20 protein-coding genes are annotated in these 19,270 nt (G+C 74.2%); 11 read left to right on the top strand and 9 right to left on the bottom strand.

Annotation, left to right across the window (positions count from 1 at the left end):
- Window positions 1-8 precede the first annotated feature (8 nt).
- Window positions 9-503 carry a hypothetical protein gene (locus OUQ99_RS14575; protein ID WP_267949996.1) on the bottom strand — a complete coding sequence of 165 codons (495 nt, stop codon included), beginning with the start codon at window positions 501-503 and terminating at the stop codon, window positions 9-11.
- 190 nt (window positions 504-693) lie between these two features.
- Here OUQ99_RS14575 and OUQ99_RS14570 point away from each other — a divergent pair, with 190 nt between their 5' ends.
- The 3 genes from OUQ99_RS14570 to OUQ99_RS14560 all read left to right on the top strand — a co-directional run bounded on the left by OUQ99_RS14570 (window position 694) and on the right by OUQ99_RS14560 (window position 3,745).
- A complete protein-coding gene (locus OUQ99_RS14570) occupies window positions 694-1,620 on the top strand; it encodes an MBL fold metallo-hydrolase (protein WP_267949995.1) in 927 nt (308 codons plus the stop codon).
- Window positions 1,613-3,112: a DUF2716 domain-containing protein gene (locus OUQ99_RS14565; RefSeq protein WP_267949994.1), complete on the top strand. Its 1,500-nt coding sequence runs from the start codon at window positions 1,613-1,615 to the stop codon at window positions 3,110-3,112. Before OUQ99_RS14570 ends, OUQ99_RS14565 begins: the two co-directional genes overlap by 8 nt.
- Window positions 3,113-3,202: 90 nt before the next feature.
- Window positions 3,203-3,745: an NUDIX domain-containing protein gene (locus tag OUQ99_RS14560; RefSeq protein ID WP_267949993.1), complete on the top strand. Its 543-nt coding sequence runs from the start codon at window positions 3,203-3,205 to the stop codon at window positions 3,743-3,745.
- A 39-nt stretch (window positions 3,746-3,784) separates the two neighbouring features.
- Here the strand turns inward: OUQ99_RS14560 and OUQ99_RS14555 are convergent, their stop codons facing one another.
- The 3 genes from OUQ99_RS14555 to OUQ99_RS14545 are packed head-to-tail and all read right to left on the bottom strand — an operon-like array spanning window position 3,785 to window position 4,848.
- Window positions 3,785-4,030, bottom strand: coding sequence for a DUF397 domain-containing protein (locus OUQ99_RS14555; protein ID WP_267949992.1), 246 nt, complete (start codon window positions 4,028-4,030; stop codon window positions 3,785-3,787).
- Window positions 4,027-4,293: a Scr1 family TA system antitoxin-like transcriptional regulator gene (locus OUQ99_RS14550; RefSeq protein WP_267949991.1), complete on the bottom strand. Its 267-nt coding sequence runs from the start codon at window positions 4,291-4,293 to the stop codon at window positions 4,027-4,029. The genes OUQ99_RS14555 and OUQ99_RS14550 overlap by 4 nt, the downstream gene beginning before the upstream one ends.
- Before the next feature lie 57 nt (window positions 4,294-4,350).
- Window positions 4,351-4,848, bottom strand: a complete 498-nt coding sequence (locus OUQ99_RS14545) for a hypothetical protein (RefSeq protein WP_267949990.1) — start codon at window positions 4,846-4,848, stop codon at window positions 4,351-4,353.
- A 130-nt stretch (window positions 4,849-4,978) separates the two neighbouring features.
- Between OUQ99_RS14545 and OUQ99_RS14540 the strand changes: the two genes are divergently transcribed.
- The gene (locus OUQ99_RS14540; RefSeq protein WP_267949989.1) at window positions 4,979-5,542 is read left to right on the top strand and encodes a hypothetical protein; all 564 of its coding nucleotides are present in this window, start codon (window positions 4,979-4,981) and stop codon (window positions 5,540-5,542) included.
- Between the two features lie 65 nt (window positions 5,543-5,607).
- Here the strand turns inward: OUQ99_RS14540 and OUQ99_RS14535 are convergent, their stop codons facing one another.
- Together OUQ99_RS14535 and OUQ99_RS14530 are read right to left on the bottom strand one after the other, a co-directional pair.
- A complete protein-coding gene (locus tag OUQ99_RS14535) occupies window positions 5,608-6,600 on the bottom strand; it encodes a GNAT family N-acetyltransferase (protein WP_267949988.1) in 993 nt (330 codons plus the stop codon).
- A gap of 83 nt (window positions 6,601-6,683) precedes the next feature.
- Window positions 6,684-7,094, bottom strand: a complete 411-nt coding sequence (locus OUQ99_RS14530; RefSeq protein WP_267950380.1) for a DUF2000 domain-containing protein — start codon at window positions 7,092-7,094, stop codon at window positions 6,684-6,686.
- A 107-nt stretch (window positions 7,095-7,201) separates the two neighbouring features.
- Between OUQ99_RS14530 and OUQ99_RS14525 the strand changes: the two genes are divergently transcribed.
- The 5 genes from OUQ99_RS14525 to OUQ99_RS14505 all read left to right on the top strand — a co-directional run bounded on the left by OUQ99_RS14525 (window position 7,202) and on the right by OUQ99_RS14505 (window position 13,360).
- Complete coding sequence (locus OUQ99_RS14525) at window positions 7,202-7,657, top strand: Lrp/AsnC family transcriptional regulator (protein WP_267949987.1); 456 nt, start codon at window positions 7,202-7,204, stop codon at window positions 7,655-7,657.
- A 219-nt stretch (window positions 7,658-7,876) separates the two neighbouring features.
- Window positions 7,877-8,122 carry a hypothetical protein gene (locus tag OUQ99_RS14520; protein WP_267950592.1) on the top strand — a complete coding sequence of 82 codons (246 nt, stop codon included), beginning with the start codon at window positions 7,877-7,879 and terminating at the stop codon, window positions 8,120-8,122.
- A 212-nt stretch (window positions 8,123-8,334) separates the two neighbouring features.
- Window positions 8,335-9,744 (top strand): MFS transporter, encoded by a 1,410-nt coding sequence (locus OUQ99_RS14515; RefSeq protein WP_267949986.1) that lies wholly within the window; start codon window positions 8,335-8,337, stop codon window positions 9,742-9,744.
- Window positions 9,741-11,813, top strand: a complete 2,073-nt coding sequence (locus tag OUQ99_RS14510; protein ID WP_267949985.1) for a molybdopterin oxidoreductase family protein — start codon at window positions 9,741-9,743, stop codon at window positions 11,811-11,813. Before OUQ99_RS14515 ends, OUQ99_RS14510 begins: the two co-directional genes overlap by 4 nt.
- A 92-nt stretch (window positions 11,814-11,905) precedes the next feature.
- A complete protein-coding gene (locus OUQ99_RS14505) occupies window positions 11,906-13,360 on the top strand; it encodes an FAD-dependent oxidoreductase (RefSeq protein WP_267949984.1) in 1,455 nt (484 codons plus the stop codon).
- Window positions 13,361-13,445: 85 nt separating this feature from the next.
- Here OUQ99_RS14505 and OUQ99_RS14500 read toward each other — a convergent pair whose 3' ends face one another.
- Window positions 13,446-14,294, bottom strand: a complete 849-nt coding sequence (locus tag OUQ99_RS14500) for a helix-turn-helix transcriptional regulator (RefSeq protein ID WP_267949983.1) — start codon at window positions 14,292-14,294, stop codon at window positions 13,446-13,448.
- 87 nt (window positions 14,295-14,381) lie between these two features.
- Between OUQ99_RS14500 and OUQ99_RS14495 the strand changes: the two genes are divergently transcribed.
- Entirely contained in the window at window positions 14,382-15,185 is an 804-nt protein-coding gene (locus tag OUQ99_RS14495; protein WP_267949982.1) for an SDR family NAD(P)-dependent oxidoreductase, read from the top strand.
- Window positions 15,186-16,353: 1,168 nt separating this feature from the next.
- The gene (locus OUQ99_RS14490) at window positions 16,354-17,229 is read left to right on the top strand and encodes an aminoglycoside phosphotransferase family protein (RefSeq protein WP_267949981.1); all 876 of its coding nucleotides are present in this window, start codon (window positions 16,354-16,356) and stop codon (window positions 17,227-17,229) included.
- A gap of 218 nt (window positions 17,230-17,447) precedes the next feature.
- On the opposite strand, the gene OUQ99_RS14485 is transcribed toward OUQ99_RS14490, so the two are convergent.
- Both OUQ99_RS14485 and OUQ99_RS14480 read right to left on the bottom strand, forming a co-directional pair.
- On the bottom strand, window positions 17,448-18,362 hold the full coding sequence (locus OUQ99_RS14485) for an aminoglycoside phosphotransferase family protein (RefSeq protein ID WP_267949980.1): 915 nt from the start codon (window positions 18,360-18,362) through the stop codon (window positions 17,448-17,450).
- 218 nt (window positions 18,363-18,580) lie between these two features.
- Window positions 18,581-19,069 (bottom strand): DUF1772 domain-containing protein, encoded by a 489-nt coding sequence (locus OUQ99_RS14480; protein WP_267949979.1) that lies wholly within the window; start codon window positions 19,067-19,069, stop codon window positions 18,581-18,583.
- Between the last annotated feature and the right edge of the window lie 201 nt (window positions 19,070-19,270).

Below are 19,270 nucleotides of genomic sequence, written 5' to 3'. Positions count from 1 at the left end.
CGCCCCGGCTACCGGGGAGCGGACGTGCGATCGCGGTGGCCGCGCAGGTCACGGGCCAGCGGTGAGGGGTGCAGGCGCCGGGTGCGGCGGAGCCGGGCCAGGTCGGCCCGGCACTGGTGGGAGAGCTGGAGGTGGAAGTAGTTGACGTGCTCCAGCACAGCGAACCCCCACAGGGCAGCCCCCGGCCACACGTGCGCGCCGGACGCGCCGGTGGCCAGGGCTCCGGCGATGACGGCACCGCCCAGGGCGAACAGCGCGAGGTTGAGGCGGCCCAGCGTCCGGAAGACGCCGATCCAGGGAGGGCGGGGCGCGCGGACCCTGAGCTGGTGGACCTTGAGCCACCAGTAGGCCCCGCCCTCCAGGAGCAGCAGCGCGACCAGGCCGAGCCCGGCCAGGTTGGCGGGGCTCGCGGGCATGCCCAGGACGCCGAGGGCCACCACCGCGATCAGGACGATGTTGACATGTTCCAGGAGGGCCGCGTGGCGCAGTCGTCGGATGAGCACGTCCCCATTGTCCTCCGGCCCGGCCCCGGCTCCGCGGGCCGCGGGGGAGGGCCGGCCGCCGGATCCCGTGCCCGCCGGCCGGGGAACCGCCGGTTCACCGGCGGTCACTCGGCACTTCTCGGTGACGACGCCGGCCCGGAGGGCTTCCCGCGCCGCTCCGACCGGAGGGGCCCTGGTTAGACTCCGCCCCATGAAGGTCCGCCTCGGTCGCCCCGACCTCTCCCGCCGCACCGGCCTCTTCGACCTCCCGGAAGCCGGGGCCGGCCCCGGCCCCTCGGTCACCTTCCTGGGGGTCTCCACGCTCCTCGTGCGGGACGGGGACTCGGCCGTCATGACCGACGGGTTCTTCTCCCGCCCGTCACTGACCGCCGTGGGCCTGCGGCGCATCGCCCCCGACCCCGCACGGATCGACGCCGCCCTGGCACGGGCCGGGGTGGCCACGCTCGACGCCCTGCTCCCCGTGCACACCCACTTCGACCACGCCATGGACTCGGCGGCGGTCGCCCTGCGCACCGGGGCCCGCCTGGTCGGCGGCGCGTCCACCGCCAACATCGGGCGCGGCGGCGGCCTGCCCGAGGACAGGATCGTCCGCGCCGTGCCGGGCGAACCCCTGGCGTACGGCCCGTTCACCCTGACCCCGGTCGAGTCCCGCCACTGCCCGCCCGACCGCTTCCCCGGGGACATCGACGCGCCCGTCACACCCCCGGTCCGGGTCTCCGCGTACCGCTGCGGCGAGGCGTGGTCCCTCCTGCTGCGGCACACCGGCGGCGCCTCCGCGCTGATCCAGGGGAGCGCCGGGTTCGTGCCGGGCGCCCTCGCCGGGCACTCCGCCGACGTGGCCTACCTCGGCGTGGGACAGCTCGGCAGCCGGGACGACGACTACATCCGGACCTACTGGCACGAGACGGTCGGGGCGGTGGGGGCGCGCCGGGCCGTCCTCATCCACTGGGACGACTTCTTCCGGCCACTCGACAAACCCCTGCGCGCACTGCCCCGCCCCGCGGACGACCTGGACACCACCATGCGCGTCCTCGGCGGGCTCGCCGCCGAACAGGGGGTCTCCCTGCACTTCCCCACCCTGTGGCGGCGCGAGGACCCCTGGGCGGGCCTTGCCTGAGACCGCGAACGACCGCCGCTCCGGATCCCGCACCGACGCGGACCTCCGCGTCGTGGCAGGACTGCAGGATCCCGCCCATGGCCACAGGCACGACAGGGAAATCTGCCCCAACCGTCCGGCAGCACGCGGTGGACGGGGCCCGGACGTCGAGGTCCGGAGGCCCCTCCGGCGGCACGGCCGGGACCCAACGCTGAACGGGGCCACCTGGAGCAAGGCACCGGGAACGGACGCCGACGACCCCCTGGCCCTCTACGACGCCCTGGTACGCGCCCGCGTCCCGGTGCCCTCGCCGCTCGGGGCGGTCGTCGCACAGGACGGACCGCTGGTGCGCGTCCACTACGGAACCCACGGGCAGGTCGACCACCGCGACACCGCCGGGGCCGACCTGACCCGCCTCGTCCTGCGCCAGAAGGAGGAGTTCGCCAGGCGGGTCGAACCGGTCGAGTGGCGAGTGCACGCGCACGACAGCCCGGCCCTGGCCGAGGCCCTGACCGGCGCCGGTTTCACCCCCGGATGGGAGCGGTCCGTGCTGGTCGCACCGGTGGAGGACATACCGGAGGCCGACCCCCCGCCGGGTTTCCGACTGATCGAAGCCGGCATCCACCCCTCAACTCGGGCCCTCGAAATCGCCGACGCCTCAGGTCCGCACCGGACCCCGCTGCCCGAGGCGCGCGTGGACGGGTTCGACCACGCCGACCGGACGCTGCACCTGGTGGACGAGGGGTCCCCGGACCGATTGCGAGCGGTGGGGTGGGCCTCGGTGCTCACAGGAACACCGTTCGTGACCGTCGGCGGGATGAGTGAGCCGAACCCGGTCTTCCCCTCCCTGCGGGCGCGCCGACTCGGCCCGTCCTGGCCCCGCTGGTGGGACTGGTTCAACTCCGGAGCCCGCTTCATGCTCGCCGAGGCGGACGGCCCGCTCCGTGACGTGCTCCGGCGCTCGGGGTTCCACGAGATCACCACGGTGCGCTCCTACCACTGGGTTCCGCCTGGCACCCCCGCCACCACGCGCCCCGTCCAGATGCTCCTCTCCGATCCGGAGCACGACGACCTGTGGGACCGCTTCGACGAACGCTTCTCCTTCGCCCCCAGCGTGGAGAGATACCCGGGCATCGTCGAACCCCCGGACTCCGCCACCTGGTTCCTGGACGGTCCCGACGAGGCGATCGAGGACACGGTGCTGCGCGGCCTTCTGGACTCCGTCCTACCCGGCGAACCCCTGTACTGGTTGGACTGGAACCACCAGGGCTACCGGTTCGACCCCGCCCGGGTGGAGGGTCCCGGCCTGCCCCGAGCTCCAGGGCAGGTTCTCCCCGACGGGGACTACTACATCTATGCGACCCGTGACCTGCGCCTGGGAACGTTCGGACATCCGTGGGAGGGCAGCCTGTGCGTGTTCGGACGCGATCTGCTCGCCCGGGTGGAGGACGCTCTCACCCAGGTTCTGGGGGAGCCGAGGCGGAGGGACGGGCGCGAGGTCGGTCACGCGTGACCTCCGGGCCCGGGTGGGGAGCATCCCGCAGGGGTACACCCACGGCGTCGCCGTCGGCGGCCACCACCCTCGTTCACCGGGAGAGCACTCGTGCGCTGGACCGTCCACTCGGAGAAGCCCCTCTACACCGACCCGTGGCTCGACGTCCGTATCGCCGACGTCGAGCTGCCCGGCGGGAAGCGGTTCGGCCACAGGCTGATCCGCACCCGGGGCGGGGCCGGGGCGGTGGTGCGGGACGGGAACGGCAACGTGCTGCTCCTGTGGCGGCACCGGTTCATCACCGACACCTGGACCTACGAGATCCCCATGGGCGGCCTGCACGAGGGAGAGGCCCCCGAGGCGGCCGCGGCCCGCGAGGTCGAGGAGGAGACGGGGTGGCGGCCCGGCCCGCTGCGGCCGCTGGTGTACGCCCAGCCCTCCCACGGGCTGATGGACAGCGAGCACCACGTGTTCGTCGCCGACGGGGCCGAACACATGGGGGAGCCCACCGACACCTGGGAGGCGGAGCGCATCGAGTGGGTCCCCTTGGACCGGGTCCCCGCACTCGTGCGGGAGCGCAAGCTGGTCGGCGGCACGTCCATGAACGCGCTCCTGTACCTGTACGCCTGCTCCCTCGACGGCCACCGGGTCTGAGGGGTTCCAGGTCGGCGGGCCCGGCCCCGCGCCACGGACCTATTCGGGGAAGTCGAACTCTCCGGCGCGGACGCCCCGGGTGAAGGCCTCCCATTCCTGGCGGGTGTAGAGGATCGTCGCACCGTCGGGGAAGTGGCTGTGGCGGACCGCGACCCGGCCCGTCCCGTCGTTCAGCGGACCGGCCTCGACACAGTTCCCGCCCCGGTCGGCACTGAAGCTGCTGATGTGCCAGGCAGCGCCTTCCAGCACCTGAGGATCGGTGGCCTGCGTCTGCTTGTCGGTCACGTGAGTTCCTTGCTGACAGTGAAGATGAACTCCGCCGATTCCTCGGCAGAGAGGGAGACTTCCCACAGGCGATCGTACATTTCCATCATCGAGTCGGAGTCGGGAGTCTCGATGTAGAGGGCACCCTTGGGGGTCTCGACGTAGCCGACTTCGGGGGAGGGGTCCTCCATCCGATAAACGCTGAACGAACCGCTGCTCAGCGTCGCGTGGACACCCGCCTCGTAGGCACCCCGATGGCGTCCCGCCGGGGCACCGGCTCGCACATGTCGACGCGCGAGCCGGGCCTCTTGGGGGACTTATTCTTCTTCTGGCCCACGTGGTCAGCTCTTCCGGCGGCGGTTTCCGTCGTTGTACTGGGTCCCGATCACGTCGCCGCCGGCCTTCGCGCCGCGCATGTCGACGTGGTCGCCCTGGTAGGTGTGGCGGTGGACGCCCCCCTCGATGCTCCCGGCCTGGATGAGGATGCCCTGGTCCCGGACGTCGCCGTGGTGGATGTTGGTGACACCGCCCCGGCTCTCCGGCTCGGGCGCGATCTCGTCCAGGAGGGCACGCAGCTCCGCGACGGCCTCGGGGTCGTTCTTCAGGCGCTGGCGCAGCCGCACCTTCCACATCCCCCGCACGCTCTCGGTCAGCTCCTCGTCCTCCTCCAGGACCTCCTCGCGCGAGGTCTCCAGCTCGGCGAGGGTCGCCTCGTCGGCCTCGCCGCGGCCGAACACCCGGGCGAAACCGCCCTTCACCAGCTCCCAGCCGGTCCGGGTCATCTCCTGCACGAGGACCTTGGACCCCTCGTCGGCCAACATCGCCGGGTCGAACTCCACTGTGCGCCGCCTTTCACGTGACAGGGGCGGGAAACCCCTGCGGATAGGAGAGTCCAGCATCCCGCACGGTTCCCCGTGCGAGGGCGGAAATCCCCTCGCGCCCCGAAGGGGTCCGGGTTAGCGTGCCCGTATGGGGAGCACGCGCCGGCGGTGGCGCAGCCGGGAACTGGCCGAGGCCATGGAGCTGATCGGCGCGGAGGTCGAGCGGGCCTGGTCGCGGGTGTGCGCGGTCTGGGGCGCCGAGCCGGGCAGCCCGGAGGAACAGGACCTGGCCCGGCTGGTGGCCGAGGGCCCCGACCAGTTCGAGTGGCGGGTGGTCGACGCCGCGCTCGCCCGCCTGACCTGCGAGGGGTGCGGCGAGAGCCTGGGGTCGGGCGAGCGCGGCTGCGTCCCGTGCGACCTGGCCGACGGGTTCCGCTACGCGGCCCGCGAGGTCGACCGTCCCGGGGTCCCGCCGGGCAACGAGCACGCCGTCCGGGTGGCCTGGTCGGTGGCGAGCCGCCCCCACCGGGTGCAGCCGCGGGCGGTGTGCGGCATGGAGCTGGGTCTGCCCCTGCTCCACGCGGGGGGCCTGCCCACCAGGGAGCAGGCTCACGGCTACCGGCACATGATCGACCAGCTCACCGGGGCCGAGGTCGAACGCGTGGCCTCCCTGGAGGAGCTGGAGGCGCTCACGGCGCGCTACCGCGACTGAGCCGCCGGAACACCGCGCCGCCAGAACACCGCGCCGTCGGAACCCGGCCGCGCCGCGACCGCTCCTCACCCCTCGTGGACCAGCGACTCCTCCACGAGCAGCCGCTCGCTGACCCTCTGGTAGCCCAGGGAGCGGTTGACCGCCAGCATCGGGGCGTTCTCCCGGTTGATGGTCACCGCCATGGCCTCCACGTGCGGGAACAGGTCGTGGACGCGCAGTGCCTGGGTGGCCTTGACCCGGCTGGCCAGGCCCCGGCGCCGGTGCCCGGGCAGGACGGCCGTGTCGTGCTGGTCGGCCACCGGGCCCCGCGTCACCGTGCTCACCGTGGCGGCGACCACCTCGTCGGTGGTGCGGTCCAGCGCCGCCCCCACCACCAGGCGCGAGCCGTCGTCGGTCATCCGGCGCTCCCACTCGCGCACCTGGTCCGCGCCCCAGCTGCGCGCACCCGTCTGGAGGATCGCCCCGGGGGAGTCGAGCACGTGGTCCAGCACCCGACCGAAGGACGCCGCCAGGGCGTCGGGGGCCTCGTCCAGCCAGTGGGTGAGCCGGTATCCGGGCCTGGGCCTGGAGGCGACGCCCCAGCAGCGCCGCAGGGTCTCCTCGTCCAGGTACTGCCTCTGGAGTTCCAGGCGCAGCAGGGTGCGCAGGTAGGGGCTGCTGTTGGCGAAGGGTTCCCCCGGGGGCCCGGCCAGCACCGTGCTCTGGAGTCCCACCACGCCCAGGGAGCGCGCCTCGGCGGCGGCCGCCTCCCGCAGGGCCCGTCCCAGCCCCCGGCGGCGCGCCGCCCGGTCGACGAAGAGGCGCAGGAAGCCGAGCCTCACGTCGTGCGGCTGGCGGCGCAGCTCCGCCACCCCCTGGACCGGATCGCCCGGCTCCGCCCGGGCCGACCAGCGCCACGCCTCCCCGGCCGGTGTCCGGAGCAGCTGCCGCACCAGGGCCTCCGGTTCGGGAGCGCTGCCGGACACCTCGCTCTGCCCGTCGGCGTAGACCGAGGCCCACGCTGCCAGGTCGGCGTGCGGGGCCGTGGAGGGGTCGAGGACTTCCACCAGGGATCTCACAGTGCCACCGTGCCACACGAGTGGCCGGGTGTCCCACCACGGCCCGCCCGGCGCGGGTCGGCCGCCGGGTGCGCGCCCCGGCCTCAGCGCATGAGGGGCAGCTGCCGGGTGAGCTTGTTGACCACGGTGCGGGGGCCGTGGAGTGCCACGCCCGCGTACTCCAGGTCACTCGCCGGGGTGGCGGCGAGCGCGTCCATGTACGCGCCGTAGTCGCGGGACCGGCGGGCCACCTCGTTGAACCCCACCACGGTCAGGTCCTGCTCGTCCGCCCCGGCCTTGATCTCGCGCAGCCGCTCGCCGGAGGCGACCAGCGTCGGCACCGGGTGGGGGTTGAGCCCGGCGTGCACCCCGCCGTCCGCGTCCTTGGTGTCGGCGGCCACGGAGTTCTCCAGGCGTCCGCCCAGTGCCAGCCCGAGCACCACGCCGGCGTTGGCGGCGATCGCGGGAGGCAGGTCCTCGCGCAGGATGACGACGAGCTTGGTGTCCATGGTCATGATTTCCCCGTTCATATGACGTTCCAGCCGTCCAGAAACTAGCCATACGCACGCGGGTTGAGGGCTGGTTCCGAACACTATTCGCCACGGCTTCTAGGCTGGAGGGCATGGACGAACTAGATTCGGCGATCGTGCGCGAACTCCAGCAGGATGCGCGGCAGACCAACCGCTCCCTCGCCCAGAAACTCGGCGTGGCCCCCTCCACCTGCCTGGAACGGGTCCGGCTGCTGCACCGGCGCGGGGTCGTCCGCGGCTACCACGCCGACATCGACCCGGCCGCGCTCAACAGGCCGGTGGAGGCGTTCGTGTCGGTGCAGCTGCGCCCGCCCAGCCGCCAGGTCATCGAGGGGTTCAAGGCGGCGATGTTCGCCCTGCCCGAGGTGCTGGCGGTCTACGTGGTGGCCGGCGAACAGGACTTCCTCGTGCACGTGTCGGTGCCCTCGCTGGACACCCTGCACAGCTTCCTCATCGACAGGCTCACCCAGCGGCGGGAGGTGACGAGCTTCCGCAGCCAGATCATCTACGACAGCGCCCGCAAGCACGTCGTCGCGCCGCTCGACTGACGCCCTCCGCCGGGAGGGCCCCGCCCGCCCCCGCCCGGGGCGGACGGCCCCGCGCCCGCCTCGCAACATCCGACCGCCGGACGGGGGACCGGGGCGGGTACCCACCTGTTCGTCTCCGAGTGGGACGAGAACGCCGACCACGCTACCTTTGTGACGCCTGGGAATCACGGGGCGTGTGCGGACGACACGGCCCCGGCCGCCACCGGACACGAGGAACGCATGAGCACGAAGAACAACATCGGCATCGGCCTGGCCCTGGGGCTCTCCCTCGGCGCCGCCTTCGGTCTGGTCATGGACAACCTGGCCCTGGGCATCGGCATCGGCCTGGCCCTCGGCGTCGCTCTCGGCTCGTTCACCGGCGGCGGCGACGAGCCCGAGGACGACGGCGCCGAGAACGAGGACCGGGACGAGGGCGAGGAGACCGACGGCGACACGGACGCCGGGGGCGACGACAAGAAGGACTGACCGACCCGACGTGTCCCCTGCCACACCCCCGCGCCGAGGCCACGACCCCCACCTGCGAGAACGTCGGCCTCACCGCCCGCACGGCGCCCGGGTGAGCCGACTGTTTCCCGCGTGTTACGGCCCGACACGTCCAGGCAACGCGGGCTTCCTACCTTCGGTTTCATCGGTATCCGTCGAATCCGCCATCAGCCGTCGAGAAGGAAGGCCCGGTCGTGACGTCTGGCCAGCGCGCCCAGCGCACCGGTAAGAGCTGGATCTCCCGCTGGGACCCCGAGGACGAGGGGTTCTGGAACAGCGAGGGCCGTCCCGTGGCCCGCCGCAACCTGTGGGCCTCCATCGCCTCCGAGCACATCGGGTTCTCCGTGTGGAGCATCTGGTCGGTCCTCGTGCTGTTCATGCTCCCCGAACACGGCTTCTCCACCACACCCGAGCAGAAGTTCCTGCTCCTGTCGGCGGTCACCCTGGTCGGCGCGATCCTGCGCGTGCCCTACACCCTGGCCGTGCCGATCTTCGGCGGCCGCAACTGGACCATCGTCTCCACCGCCCTGCTCCTGATCCCCACGGGCGCGGCGTTCCTCCTCGTCCAGAACCCCGACACGCCCTTCTGGCTGATGCTGGCCCTGGCCGCCACCGCCGGCCTGGGCGGCGGCAACTTCTCCTCCTCCATGGCCAACATCAACTCCTACTTCCCCGAACGGGAGAAGGGGTGGGCGCTGGGCCTGAACGCCGGCGGCGGCAACATCGGGGTCGCCACCGTCCAGCTCGTGGGCCTGGCCGTCATCGCCCTGTTCACCACCTCCGCCGGGCAGCTGGTCCCCCTCTTCTACGCCCCGCTGATCCTCCTCGCCGCCTGGTGGGCGTGGCGGTCCATGAACAACCTGGTCAACGTGCGCAGCGACATCCCCGCGCAGCTCTCGGCCACGCGCGACCGCCACTTCTGGATCATGTCGCTGCTCTACATCGGCACCTTCGGGTCGTTCATCGGCACGGGGTTCGCCTTCGGGCTCCTGCTCCAGGCCCAGTTCGGCCTGGCCCCCGTCCAGTCCGCCGGGATCGCCGTCCTGGGGCCCGTCATCGGCTCCCTCATCCGCCCGGTCGGCGGACGCATGGCCGACTCCCTGGGCGGCGCCCGCGTCACCCTGTGGGTCTTCGCCGCCATGACCGCCTGCGCCGCCGTGCTCGTCCTGGCCGTCCAGGCCTCCCAGCTGGGCCTGTTCATCGGCGCGTTCGCGGTCATGTTCGTCCTGACCGGCCTGGGCAACGGCTCCACCTACAAGATGATCCCGTCCATCTACGCCGCCAAGGCGGAGGACGCCATCGCCGCGGGCGAGCCCCGCGAGGAGGCCCTGGCCCGGACCAAGCGCGTCTCCTCATCCATGCTCGGACTGATCGGCGCCGTCGGCGCACTGGGCGGGGTCGCCATCAACGTGACCTTCCGCGAGTCGTTCGCCGCCACCGGGTCGACAGCGCCCGCCTTCCTGGCCTTCGGCGCCTTCTACCTGCTGTGCGCACTGGTCACCTGGGCCGTCTACCTGCGCAAGCCCGCCCGCACCCCCGAGGGCGCCCGGGCCGCCGGAACCGCCGCACCGGCGGCCGACGCGGCGGAGACCACCACGCGATGACCACCACCCACTGCCCCTACTGCGCGCTGCAGTGCGCCATGCGCCTGGAGCCCGGGCCGGACGGGCGCCTGGCCGCCCGCCCGGCCCCCTTCCCCACCAACCGTGGCGGACTGTGCCGCAAGGGGTGGACCTCCGCCGAGGTCCTCACCGTCCCCGACCGCCTCACCCGGCCCCTGATACGCAAGGACCGCGGCTCGAACCTGGTGGAGACGGACTGGGACACCGCCCTGGACCACGTGGCCGAGCGCCTGCTGGCCCTGGCCGCCGAGTCCGGCCCCGACACCGTCTCGGTGTTCGGCAGCGGCGGGCTCACCAACGAGAAGTCCTACACCCTGGGCAAGTTCGCACGACTGGCCCTGGGCACCTCCCAGATCGACTACAACGGCCGGTTCTGCATGTCCTCGGCCGCGGCCGGGGGCATGCGGGCCTTCGGCCTGGACCGGGGGATGCCCTTCCCCCTCTCCGACGTCGGCGGGGCCGAGGCGGTCCTGCTGGCCGGGGCCAACCCCGCCGAGACCATGCCGCCGATGATGGGCCACCTGTCCGCGCCCGCCCTCCTGGTCGTCGACCCGCGCCGCTCGGCCACCGCCCAGGTCGCCCTCGACAACGGCGGCCTGCACCTGGCTCCCCGCCCCGGCACCGACCTCGCCCTGGCCCTGGGCCTGCTCCACGCCGTACGCGTCGGGGGATGGGTGGACGAGGAGTTCGTCGCCTCCCGCACCACCGGCTTCGAGGCCGCCTGGGAGCACGCCGCCGCCTGGTGGCCCGAGCACACCGAACAGGTCACCGGCGTGCCCGCCGCGCACATCCGGGCCGCCGCCGACCTGCTCGGCGCCGCCGCGCGCAACCGCTCCGCCTACGTCCTGACCGGGCGCGGCACCGAGCAGCACGCCAAGGGCACCGACACCGTCTCGGCGTGGATCAACCTCTCCCTCGCCCTGGGCCTGCCCGGCCGCGCCGGCTCCGGCTACGGGTGCATCACCGGGCAGGGCAACGGCCAGGGCGGGCGCGAGCACGGCCAGAAGGCCGACCAGCTCCCCGGCTACCGCCGGATCGACGACCCCGCCGCCCGCGCCCACGTCGCCGGGGTGTGGGGCGTGGAACCCGACACCCTGCCCGGGCCGGGCCGCTCCGCCTTCGAGCTCCTGGACGCCCTGGGCACCGCCGGGGGGCCGCGCGCCATGCTGCTGTTCGGCTCCAACCCGGCGGTCTCCGCCCCCGACAGCGGCCGCGTGCGCTCCCGCCTGGCCGCCCTGGACCTCCTGGTCACCGCCGACTTCGTCCTGTCGGAGACCGCCGCGATGTCCGACGTCGTCCTGCCCGTCGCCCAGTGGGCGGAGGAGTCGGGGACCATGACCAACCTGGAGGGGCGCGTCCTGCGCCGCAACCGGGCCGCCGAGCCGCCCCCCGGGGTGCGCACCGACCTTCAGGTGCTCTCCGACCTGGCCGTGCGGCTGGGCCAGCCCCCCGAGCGCTTCGCCACCGACCCCGACACCGTCCTGGCCGAGCTGGGCCGTGCCTCCGCGGGGGGCGCCGCCGACTACTCCGGGGTCACCCCCGCACGGCTCGACTCCGGCGAGGCCCTGTACTGGCCGGTGCGCGCGGACGCCGCGCCCACGCCCCGCCTGTTCCTGGACTCCTTCGCCCACCCCGACGGCCGCGCCCGGTTCCTCGCGGTGTCCCACCGGCCCCCGGCCGAGGCCACCGACGCCGACTACCCGCTGGTCGCCACGACGGGGCGGCTCATGGGCCACTACCAGTCCGGCGCCCAGACCCGCCGCGTCCCCGAACTGGGGCGGGCCGAACCGGAGGCGTACGTGGAGGTGCACCCGGACACGGCCGCCCGCGCCGGACTGGCCGCGGGGGACTGGGCCCGCGTCACCTCCCGGCGCGGCCGCACCCGCGCCCGGGTGCGCCTGTCGCCCACCGCGCGCCTGGACACCGTGTTCCTGCCCTTCCACTTCGCCGGGGACCAGGCCGCGAACAACCTCACCAACCCGGCCCTGGACCCCACCAGCCGCATGCCCGAGTTCAAGGTCAGCGCCGTGCGCCTGGAACCCGAGCTCTGATCCCGTCCGCCGCGGGCGCCGCCGCCCGCACCGCACCCGTCCACCCGGCCGATGCAGCCCGGGAACGCACACCCCACACCAGGAGGCAGAAGTTGAGCACCGTGCAGGGCGCGTCCCCGCGTCAGATCGTGGTCGTCGGCAACGGCATGGTCGGAGCCCGCTTCGCCGAGGAGGTGGCGCGCCTGGACCCCAAGGGCGAGCGCGTCCACGTGAGCGTGGTCGGCACCGAGCCCCACGCCGCCTACAACCGGGTCCTGCTGTCGGGGATCGTCGCGGGCGACTACAGCGCCGACCAGATCCGGCTCCCCGTCCCCGACACCCCGGGGGTGACCGTGCGCACCGGCGTCACGGCCACCGCCCTGGACACCGAGCGGCGCACCGTCGCCCTGGACGACGGCAGCCACCTGGCCTACGACGAACTGGTCCTGGCCACCGGCGCGCGCGCCGCCTTCCCGCCGATCACCGGGGCGACCGCGCCGGACGGGGCGCCGGGGGAGGGGGTGACCGCCCTGCGCGACCTGGCCGACTGCCACCGCCTGCTGGCCCTGGCCCGGCCCGGCGCGCCCGTGGTGGTGCTGGGCGGCGGGGTCCTGGGCCTGGAGGCCGCGCGCGGCCTGGTGGGACGCGGCGCCCGGGTGTCGGTGGTGGAGTCCTCCCCCTGGATCATGCGCCGCCAGATCGACCAGCCCGCCGCCCGGATCCTGGCCGACCGCTACTCCGCCCTGGGCGTGGCCGTGCACTCCTGGCGGGTGGCCTCCCGGTGGATCCCGGGCACCGGCCTGGAACTGGACGACGGTCGTATCCTGCCCGGCGACGCCCTGGTGGTCACCGCCGGGGTGCGCGGCAACACCGAACTGGCCGCGGACGCGGGGATCGGGGTCGAGCACGGCATCCTCGTGGACGACGCCCTGTCCACCTCCGACGCCCGCGTGCACGCCATCGGCGACTGCGCCCAGCACCCGGGCGGCGGCGCGGGCCTGGTCCAGCCCGGCTGGGAGCAGGCGGGCGTCCTGGCCCGGCGGCTCACGGGAACGGCGCCGAACGCCCTCTACACCGGGGCCCGGCCGCTGACCCGGCTCAAGGCCGAGGGCATCGAGCTGACCGCGTTCGGCAGGGTGCACGAGGCCGACGACGCCGAAGGGCTGGAGACGGTCACCATCAGCGACCCCTACGGCGGGCGCTACGCCAAGCTGTCGGTGTGCGAGGAGAAGGTGGTGGGCGCGGTGCTCCTGGGATTCCCCGAGGCCGCGGCGACGCTGTCCCAGCTCTTCGACACCGGCGCCCCGGTGCCCGCCGACCGGCTGGCCCTGCTGCAGGGGCTGCCGACCGCCGCCCCCGAGGGGCAGGGCGCGGTCGCGGAGGCGCCGGTGTGCCGCTGCAACGCGGTCACCCGCACCGACATCGAGCAGGCCTGGCTGGACGGGGCGCGCACCCGCGAGGCCATCGCCGAGACCACGCGGGCCACCACCGGGTGCGGCGGGTGCGTGCGCGACGTCAACGCGCTGCTGTCGGGGATGGGTGCCCAGGCCCCCGCCCCGGTCGCCTGACCCCGGGGCCGGGAGCCCCGGCCGGAGGGGCTGCGCCCGCCGGTCCGAACCGGTCCCCGAAGCACCGGAGCCGCCCCGGTCCCACTCAGCCCGGCACGTCCATGCGCTGCGTGCCGACCACCGACAGCAGGCGCAGCGCCTCCTCCGCCGGGGAGCCGGGGTCGGCCGTGTAGATCACGACCCGCTGGTCCCGGTCGGCGATGTCCAGGACGTCGCAGTTGAGGGTGAGGGCGCCCAGCAGCGGGTGCCGGAGGGTCTTGCGCAGGCCGGGACCGGTGCGCACGTCGTGGTCGGCCCAGAGCCGGGCGAACTCCGCGCTGCCGGAGAGGAGGTCGCCCACCAGCGCGGCCACCTCGGGGTCGTCGGGGTAGCGGGCGGCGGCCGCCCTCAGGTGCCCGGCCGCGGCGCGCGCGAACGCCTCCGCCTCGGCGGGGTCGTGCAGCCGCGTGTCCGAGCGCGGTGCGAGGAAGGCGTGGCGCACGAGGTTGCGCTCGTGCCGGGGCAGAGCGGAGAAGTCCCCCAGGAGCGCGGCCGCAAGGTCGTTCCAGGCGATCACCTCGTAGGTCGCGGACAGCACGATCGCCGCGGCCTGCGGCAGGCGCCCCAGCAGGTCGAGAATGCTCTGCCGCACCTCGCGCGAGGGGCCGACCGGTGGCCCGGGCGGTGCGCCGGCGAGGTGGTGCAGGTGGTCCCGTTCGGCGTCCGACAGGCGCAGGGCCCGGGCGAGGCCCGAGAGCACCTCGCGCGAGGGGCGCGGACCGCGGGCCTGCTCCAGCCGCGTGTAGTACTCGGTCGAGATGTACGCCAGCTGCGCCACCTCCTCGCGACGCAGTCCCGGCGTGCGGCGGCGCGGCCCGGCGGGCAGCCCCACGTCGGCAGGGGCGATGCGCTCACGCCTGCCGCGCAGGAATCCGGCCAGCTCTCTTCTGTCCACGCCCCCAGTGTGCACGCCGGCCGGGGGCGGTAGCCAGGTACCGCCGGTGCCTGGATCGGCCGCGCGGTCCGCGCCAGGCTCACCTCCATGAACACTGCACAGACCACCGACACCCCCGCCCACGCCGCCACGGGCCTTCTTGCCGGCAAGGTCGCCCTCGTTACCGGGGCCGGACGCGGCATCGGCGCCGCCGCGGCCCGCCTGTTCGCCCGGGAGGGCGCCAGGGTGCTGCTCGCGGCCCGGACCGAAGAACAGCTGAAGGCGGTGACCGAGGAGATCAGGGCCGCGGGCGGAACCGCCGACCACGCGGTGTGCGACCTGGCCGACGGCGACAGCATCCGCGGCGCCGTCGACCGCGCCGTGGCCCTGTACGGCCGCCTCGACGTCGCCTTCAACAACGGCGCGACCGCCGTGCCGCCAGGCCCGATGGACCAGGCGACCGAGGCCGACTTCGACCACGTCTACGCCGTGAACCTCAGGGGCCCCTGGACGGCCATGGTCGCCCAGGTGGCCGCCATCCGGGCCACCTCCGGCACCGGCGCCATCGTCAACACCTCCTCCGTCGGCAGCCTGAGGGGCAACCCCGCGCTGCCCTCCTACGGTGCGGCGAAGCGGGCGCTCAACAGCCTCACCGAATCGGCGGCGGCCACCTACGGGCCGGAGGGCATCCGCGTCAACGCCATCGCCCCCGGCACCACGCTGACCGACATGATGCGCGGCTGGGACGAGAGGTCGCCGGGCATCATCGACCACCTCAACGCCCGCACCCCGCTGCGCCGCGCGGCCGACCCCGACGAGATCGCCCAGGCGGCCGCCTGGCTCCTCAGCGACCGCGCCTCCTACGTGACGGGGGCGGTCCTGCCCGTGGACGGCGGCATGCAGACGGTGTGATCGGGGACGTCCGGGCGGTAGGAGGGGGCCTCCGGCGTCCGCGCCGCCGACGGGCGGCACGGTCGGCGGCACCCCGCAGGGCCCGGCGCGACGACGCGCCGCGTCGCCCGTGTCCCGGACCCGGCCCGGGACACGGGCCGCAGGGAGCCCCCTCGTTCCGGCGCCGGAACGAGGGGCCCGTACGCCCCGCCCGGCCGCGCCGGGACCGCCCGCGGGTGGGCGGGGGCTCGCGCGGGCCCGTGGGTCGGGGAGGAGCGCAGCACCGGACGGATGTCCCTGGCTTTCGCTCGTCGTTTCCGCGAGAGGGCCCTGAGCATCTGCATCACCCAGGGGGACGACAGCCGCTTCGGCTTTCCTGCGAGCCCGGTGCGCGTTCCGCTTGGCCTTCCTTGAAGCCCGCAACGCTGCACGCTGGGCGGGCTGCACGTAGATCTGGAAGAGCGCCTCGTAGATGAGGTCGGCCACGTCGGCGACCTCCTCGGCGGAGAACTCCAGGCCGTCGAAGCCGTCACGCTCTTCGAAAACGACCACCGACCGCTTGCGGACCGGGCAGGTCCAGACCTGGTAGTACATGCCCACGGGAAGGTTCTGTGGATTGTGGTAACCGAACTCGGGCCGGACCCGTGTGCGCACAGGGGCGTTCATCTCGTGCAAGAACTGCACGTAGCGGTCACACGTGGGATTGGGGCACAGCCCGGAAGGCTCGTCCTTGTGGGGAGAGGACATCGGAGAGCGGCAGTGTCACCATGCACCCGTCATATCGCAGATCCCCGACATTCGCACGGGCTCCTCGAGTGGCGGAAGAGGCCGAGGGTCCCACCCTGCTTTCATGAGGTTGAGGAAAACAAGGATGTCGACTCCTCACCTTCGCATTCAAACAGGGGGCGCGCCTTTTTCTCAACCTCATCCCCGACAAGTGAACCTTATTGGCGGTGAGTCACCCTGGTTGACGGATCCGGGTACGAGAGAGCCCCCGCGCAACGACTCCTGAAATTCGCCATGCCGGACGAAGGGGCCTTGATGTGGATCGGTAGACCGTCGTGTTGTACGGGGCAGGCGGCGGGGTCGACGACCACGGCCCGGACGTAGCCGTGCGGCGTTCGCACCGGGGCGCTGGGCCCCGCGGTGAAGGCTGCGGAGGGGGCGGGGCTCCTGCAGACTGTCGGCCATGGCCGACATCACCCCTGAGCTCGTGCGCGCCCTGGTCGCCGAGCAGTTCCCCCGGTGGCGCGACCTCCCTGTACGCCCCGTAGCCCGCCAGGGCTGGGACAACCGGACGTTCCGGCTCGGCGACGAGCTGGTCGTGCGGCTGCCCAGCGGCGAGGGCTACGTCGCCGCCGTGGCGAAGGAGGACCGCTGCCTTCCCAGGCTGGCCGGGCATCTTCCGCTCGCGGTACCCGTGCCGGTCGCCACCGGCCGGCCGGCGGCGGCCTACCCGTTCCCGTGGTCGGTGCGGCGCTGGCTGCCCGGCGTGACCGTCGAGGCCGCGACCGGCATCGACCGAACGCGGCTGGCGCGCGACCTCGGCGCTTTCCTGACCGCCCTGCGCCGGGCCCCGACCGGTCCGGGCCCGGCCTCCGGGGCCCACTCGCACCACCGCGGGTGCCACCCCGGCGTGTACGGCCATCAGGTCGAGCAGGCCCTGGAGCGGCTCGGCGGCGCCGTGGACTCCGCCTCGTGCCGGCGCATCTGGGCCGAGGCGGTGCGCTCCGCCTGGTCGGGCGCCCCCACGTGGTGCCACGGCGACGTCGCCGCGGGGAACCTGCTCACCACCGACGGCACGCTGTCCGCGGTCATCGACTTCGGCTGCTGCTCCGTGGGCGACCCGGCGTGCGACCTCGTCATGGCCTGGACGTTCTTCACGGCCGAGGAGCGCCCGGTCTTCCGCGAGGCTGTCGGCCTTCCGTCCGACACCTGGCGAAGGGCCCGCGGCTGGGCGCTGTGGAAGGCGCTGGTGACCATGGCCGGGCTGTCGAGCCCCGACCAGCGAGGCGTGCAGCGCCGCGTCCTGTCCCACGTCCTCGCCGACCCCGTAACGGACTGACCCGCGCCGGCCCGGACTCGGCGGTGGTGGTGAGGGCGAAGGGCGAGGGGTGTGCACACGGGTACTCCCTTCCGGGGCGCTCGGGCTGCGCCCGATCCCGGTGAGCATGCCCCGCCGCCCGGCACCGGCCGCTCCGTGTCCGGGAGTGGACGCGGCACGGACAGCCACCTACCGCCGAATCCTGCGGCAACCCTCCTCGACCCCCTGCCGGGCCCCGTTCAGCGGGCCGGGGCGGTGAGGCGCCGCAGGGCGGCGCGGGCGGGCGGGCCCCAGGCGGCCTTGCCGCCGGGGCGCCCGTGCTCGCCGGCGTCGCCGACGAGGATCCCGACGAGGGCGCGCAGCACCGCGCAACCGCGGGCACGGCGCAGGGTCGCGGCGTCCGCGCCCGGGCGGTAGGCGTCGTGGAAGCGGTCGGCGGCGCCGTCCGGCAGCAGGGTCCAGGCGGCGGCGAGGTCGTAGGCCGGATCGCCCGCGCACAGGTCCCCGAAGTCGACCACCCCGCAGAAGGCGCCGTTCTCGGTGAGGACGTTGGCCGGATGCAGGTCGGCGTGCAGCCACAGCGCCGGGCCTGCCCAGACGGGAGCGGCGACGGCGTCCTCCCAGACGGCGCGGACCGCGTCCGGGTCGGGGACCAGCCCCAGCCCGGTGGCCGTGTCGAGCTGCTCGGCGAACTGCTCGGCGGCCCCGGCCAGCGGCCCCCCGCGGTCGCGGCCGGCGGGCGCCCCCACGGGGGCCGGCCGGTGGAGGGCCGTGAGGAAGGCGGCCAGGCCGTCGGCCGCGGCCCCGGCGCGCGTGGCGGGAGCGCGGTCGGCGGGCGTGCCCGGTACCCAGGTGGTGACGATCCAGGGCCGCGGGAACCGCTGGGAGGGCTCGCCGAGGCGCTGGGGGACGGGGACCGGGAGGGGGAGGCGCGGGGCGAGGAAGGGCAGCCAGGCGTACTCCTTGTGCAGCAGCGCGTCGGCGGACTCCGTCGCCCACGGCAGCCGGACGGCGAGATCGTCGCCCAGCCGCCACAGCTGGTTGTCCCAGCCACGCGCCCCGAGGCTCAGGGGCAGGTCGGCCAGGTCGGGGTGCTGTTCACGCAGCAGGCCGCGGACGAGCTCCCCCGTGATGTCGATCTCGGTGCGGGTCATGGGAGGCAACAGTAGACCCCGGCCGCACCGCCTCCGAGCCCCCGGGCCGGGGCTCGGTCGGGGCGGTCCCGGGTGATCGGGCGGCCCCGGACCCGGCGCAGGTCCACCGCCTCCCCTGAGGCGGGGGCGCGACGGCCGGGGGCGTTGCGTGGGCGCTCCCGCCGCACCCGGCGGTCGCGCCTGTCGACCCGGTCGCCGGGGGGTTCTCCGGCGGTCGGTCAGCGCACGGTCAGGGCCACGACGGCGCAGACCAGGGCCACCGCGGAGGCGAGGGAGCGCAGGTGGTTCCAGCGCACCCACACCGGTTCGAAGGCGCCGCGCACCGCCGCCGGGTCGGCGATCCGCTCGGCGGGGCCGGCCTCGTCCAGGGCGTTGTTGCGAGGCACGTTGACCCCGAAGGTGATGCCCAGGGCCGCCACCAGGCAGGCGAGCGCCCCGCCGAACCAGACCGCGGAAGCGGTCTCGGCCGCACTGGTGTGGAGCACCACCGAGGCCAGCGCCCCCACCGGGGCGCCGATGAACACAGCCGCGAAAAGGGGGTTGAGGATGGCGACGTTGATGCCCTGCATCGACTCGATCATGGCGCGGTCGCCCGCCCGCCCAAGGCCGGGCATGACGGCGATCGAGAACCCGAAGAACAGCCCCGCGAACAGGCCCGTCAACACTGTGGCGGCCACCGGGACGACCGCGTACACCATGTCCGCCATTTCGTACCCCGGTTTTCCTGTTGTCGCGGTCCTCTGGGCGGATTGTATGCCCGGAACCGGTGGTCGCGCGCCCCTGCGGACGCGGGCGGCCGGGACCGTTGTCGCCCTGCGGGGCGCCCGGGCACGGTGTCCTGTGTTTCCGGCGCGTCAACACCTGGGTGCGCGCCCCGACCCCCTTCTCCGCCGCCCCCTGCCGCTATA

The organism is Streptomonospora nanhaiensis, from assembly GCF_026642255.1.
Lineage (GTDB): Bacteria > Actinomycetota > Actinomycetes > Streptosporangiales > Streptosporangiaceae > Nocardiopsis > Nocardiopsis tropica.
This window is presented reverse-complemented; position numbering and strand designations above follow the sequence as displayed.

Coding starts and splice junctions, on each gene's coding strand:
- OUQ99_RS14570 (WP_267949995.1), top strand. CDS start 694: ATGAAGGTCCGCCTCGGTCGCCCCGACCTCTCCCGCCGCACCGGCCTC.
- OUQ99_RS14540 (WP_267949989.1), top strand. CDS start 4,979: ATGGGGAGCACGCGCCGGCGGTGGCGCAGCCGGGAACTGGCCGAGGCC.
- OUQ99_RS14530 (WP_267950380.1), bottom strand. CDS start 7,094: ATGACCATGGACACCAAGCTCGTCGTCATCCTGCGCGAGGACCTGCCT.
- OUQ99_RS14525 (WP_267949987.1), top strand. CDS start 7,202: ATGGACGAACTAGATTCGGCGATCGTGCGCGAACTCCAGCAGGATGCG.
- OUQ99_RS14520 (WP_267950592.1), top strand. CDS start 7,877: ATGAGCACGAAGAACAACATCGGCATCGGCCTGGCCCTGGGGCTCTCC.
- OUQ99_RS14510 (WP_267949985.1), top strand. CDS start 9,741: ATGACCACCACCCACTGCCCCTACTGCGCGCTGCAGTGCGCCATGCGC.
- OUQ99_RS14495 (WP_267949982.1), top strand. CDS start 14,382: ATGAACACTGCACAGACCACCGACACCCCCGCCCACGCCGCCACGGGC.
- OUQ99_RS14490 (WP_267949981.1), top strand. CDS start 16,354: ATGGCCGACATCACCCCTGAGCTCGTGCGCGCCCTGGTCGCCGAGCAG.
- OUQ99_RS14485 (WP_267949980.1), bottom strand. CDS start 18,362: ATGACCCGCACCGAGATCGACATCACGGGGGAGCTCGTCCGCGGCCTG.
- OUQ99_RS14480 (WP_267949979.1), bottom strand. CDS start 19,069: ATGGCGGACATGGTGTACGCGGTCGTCCCGGTGGCCGCCACAGTGTTG.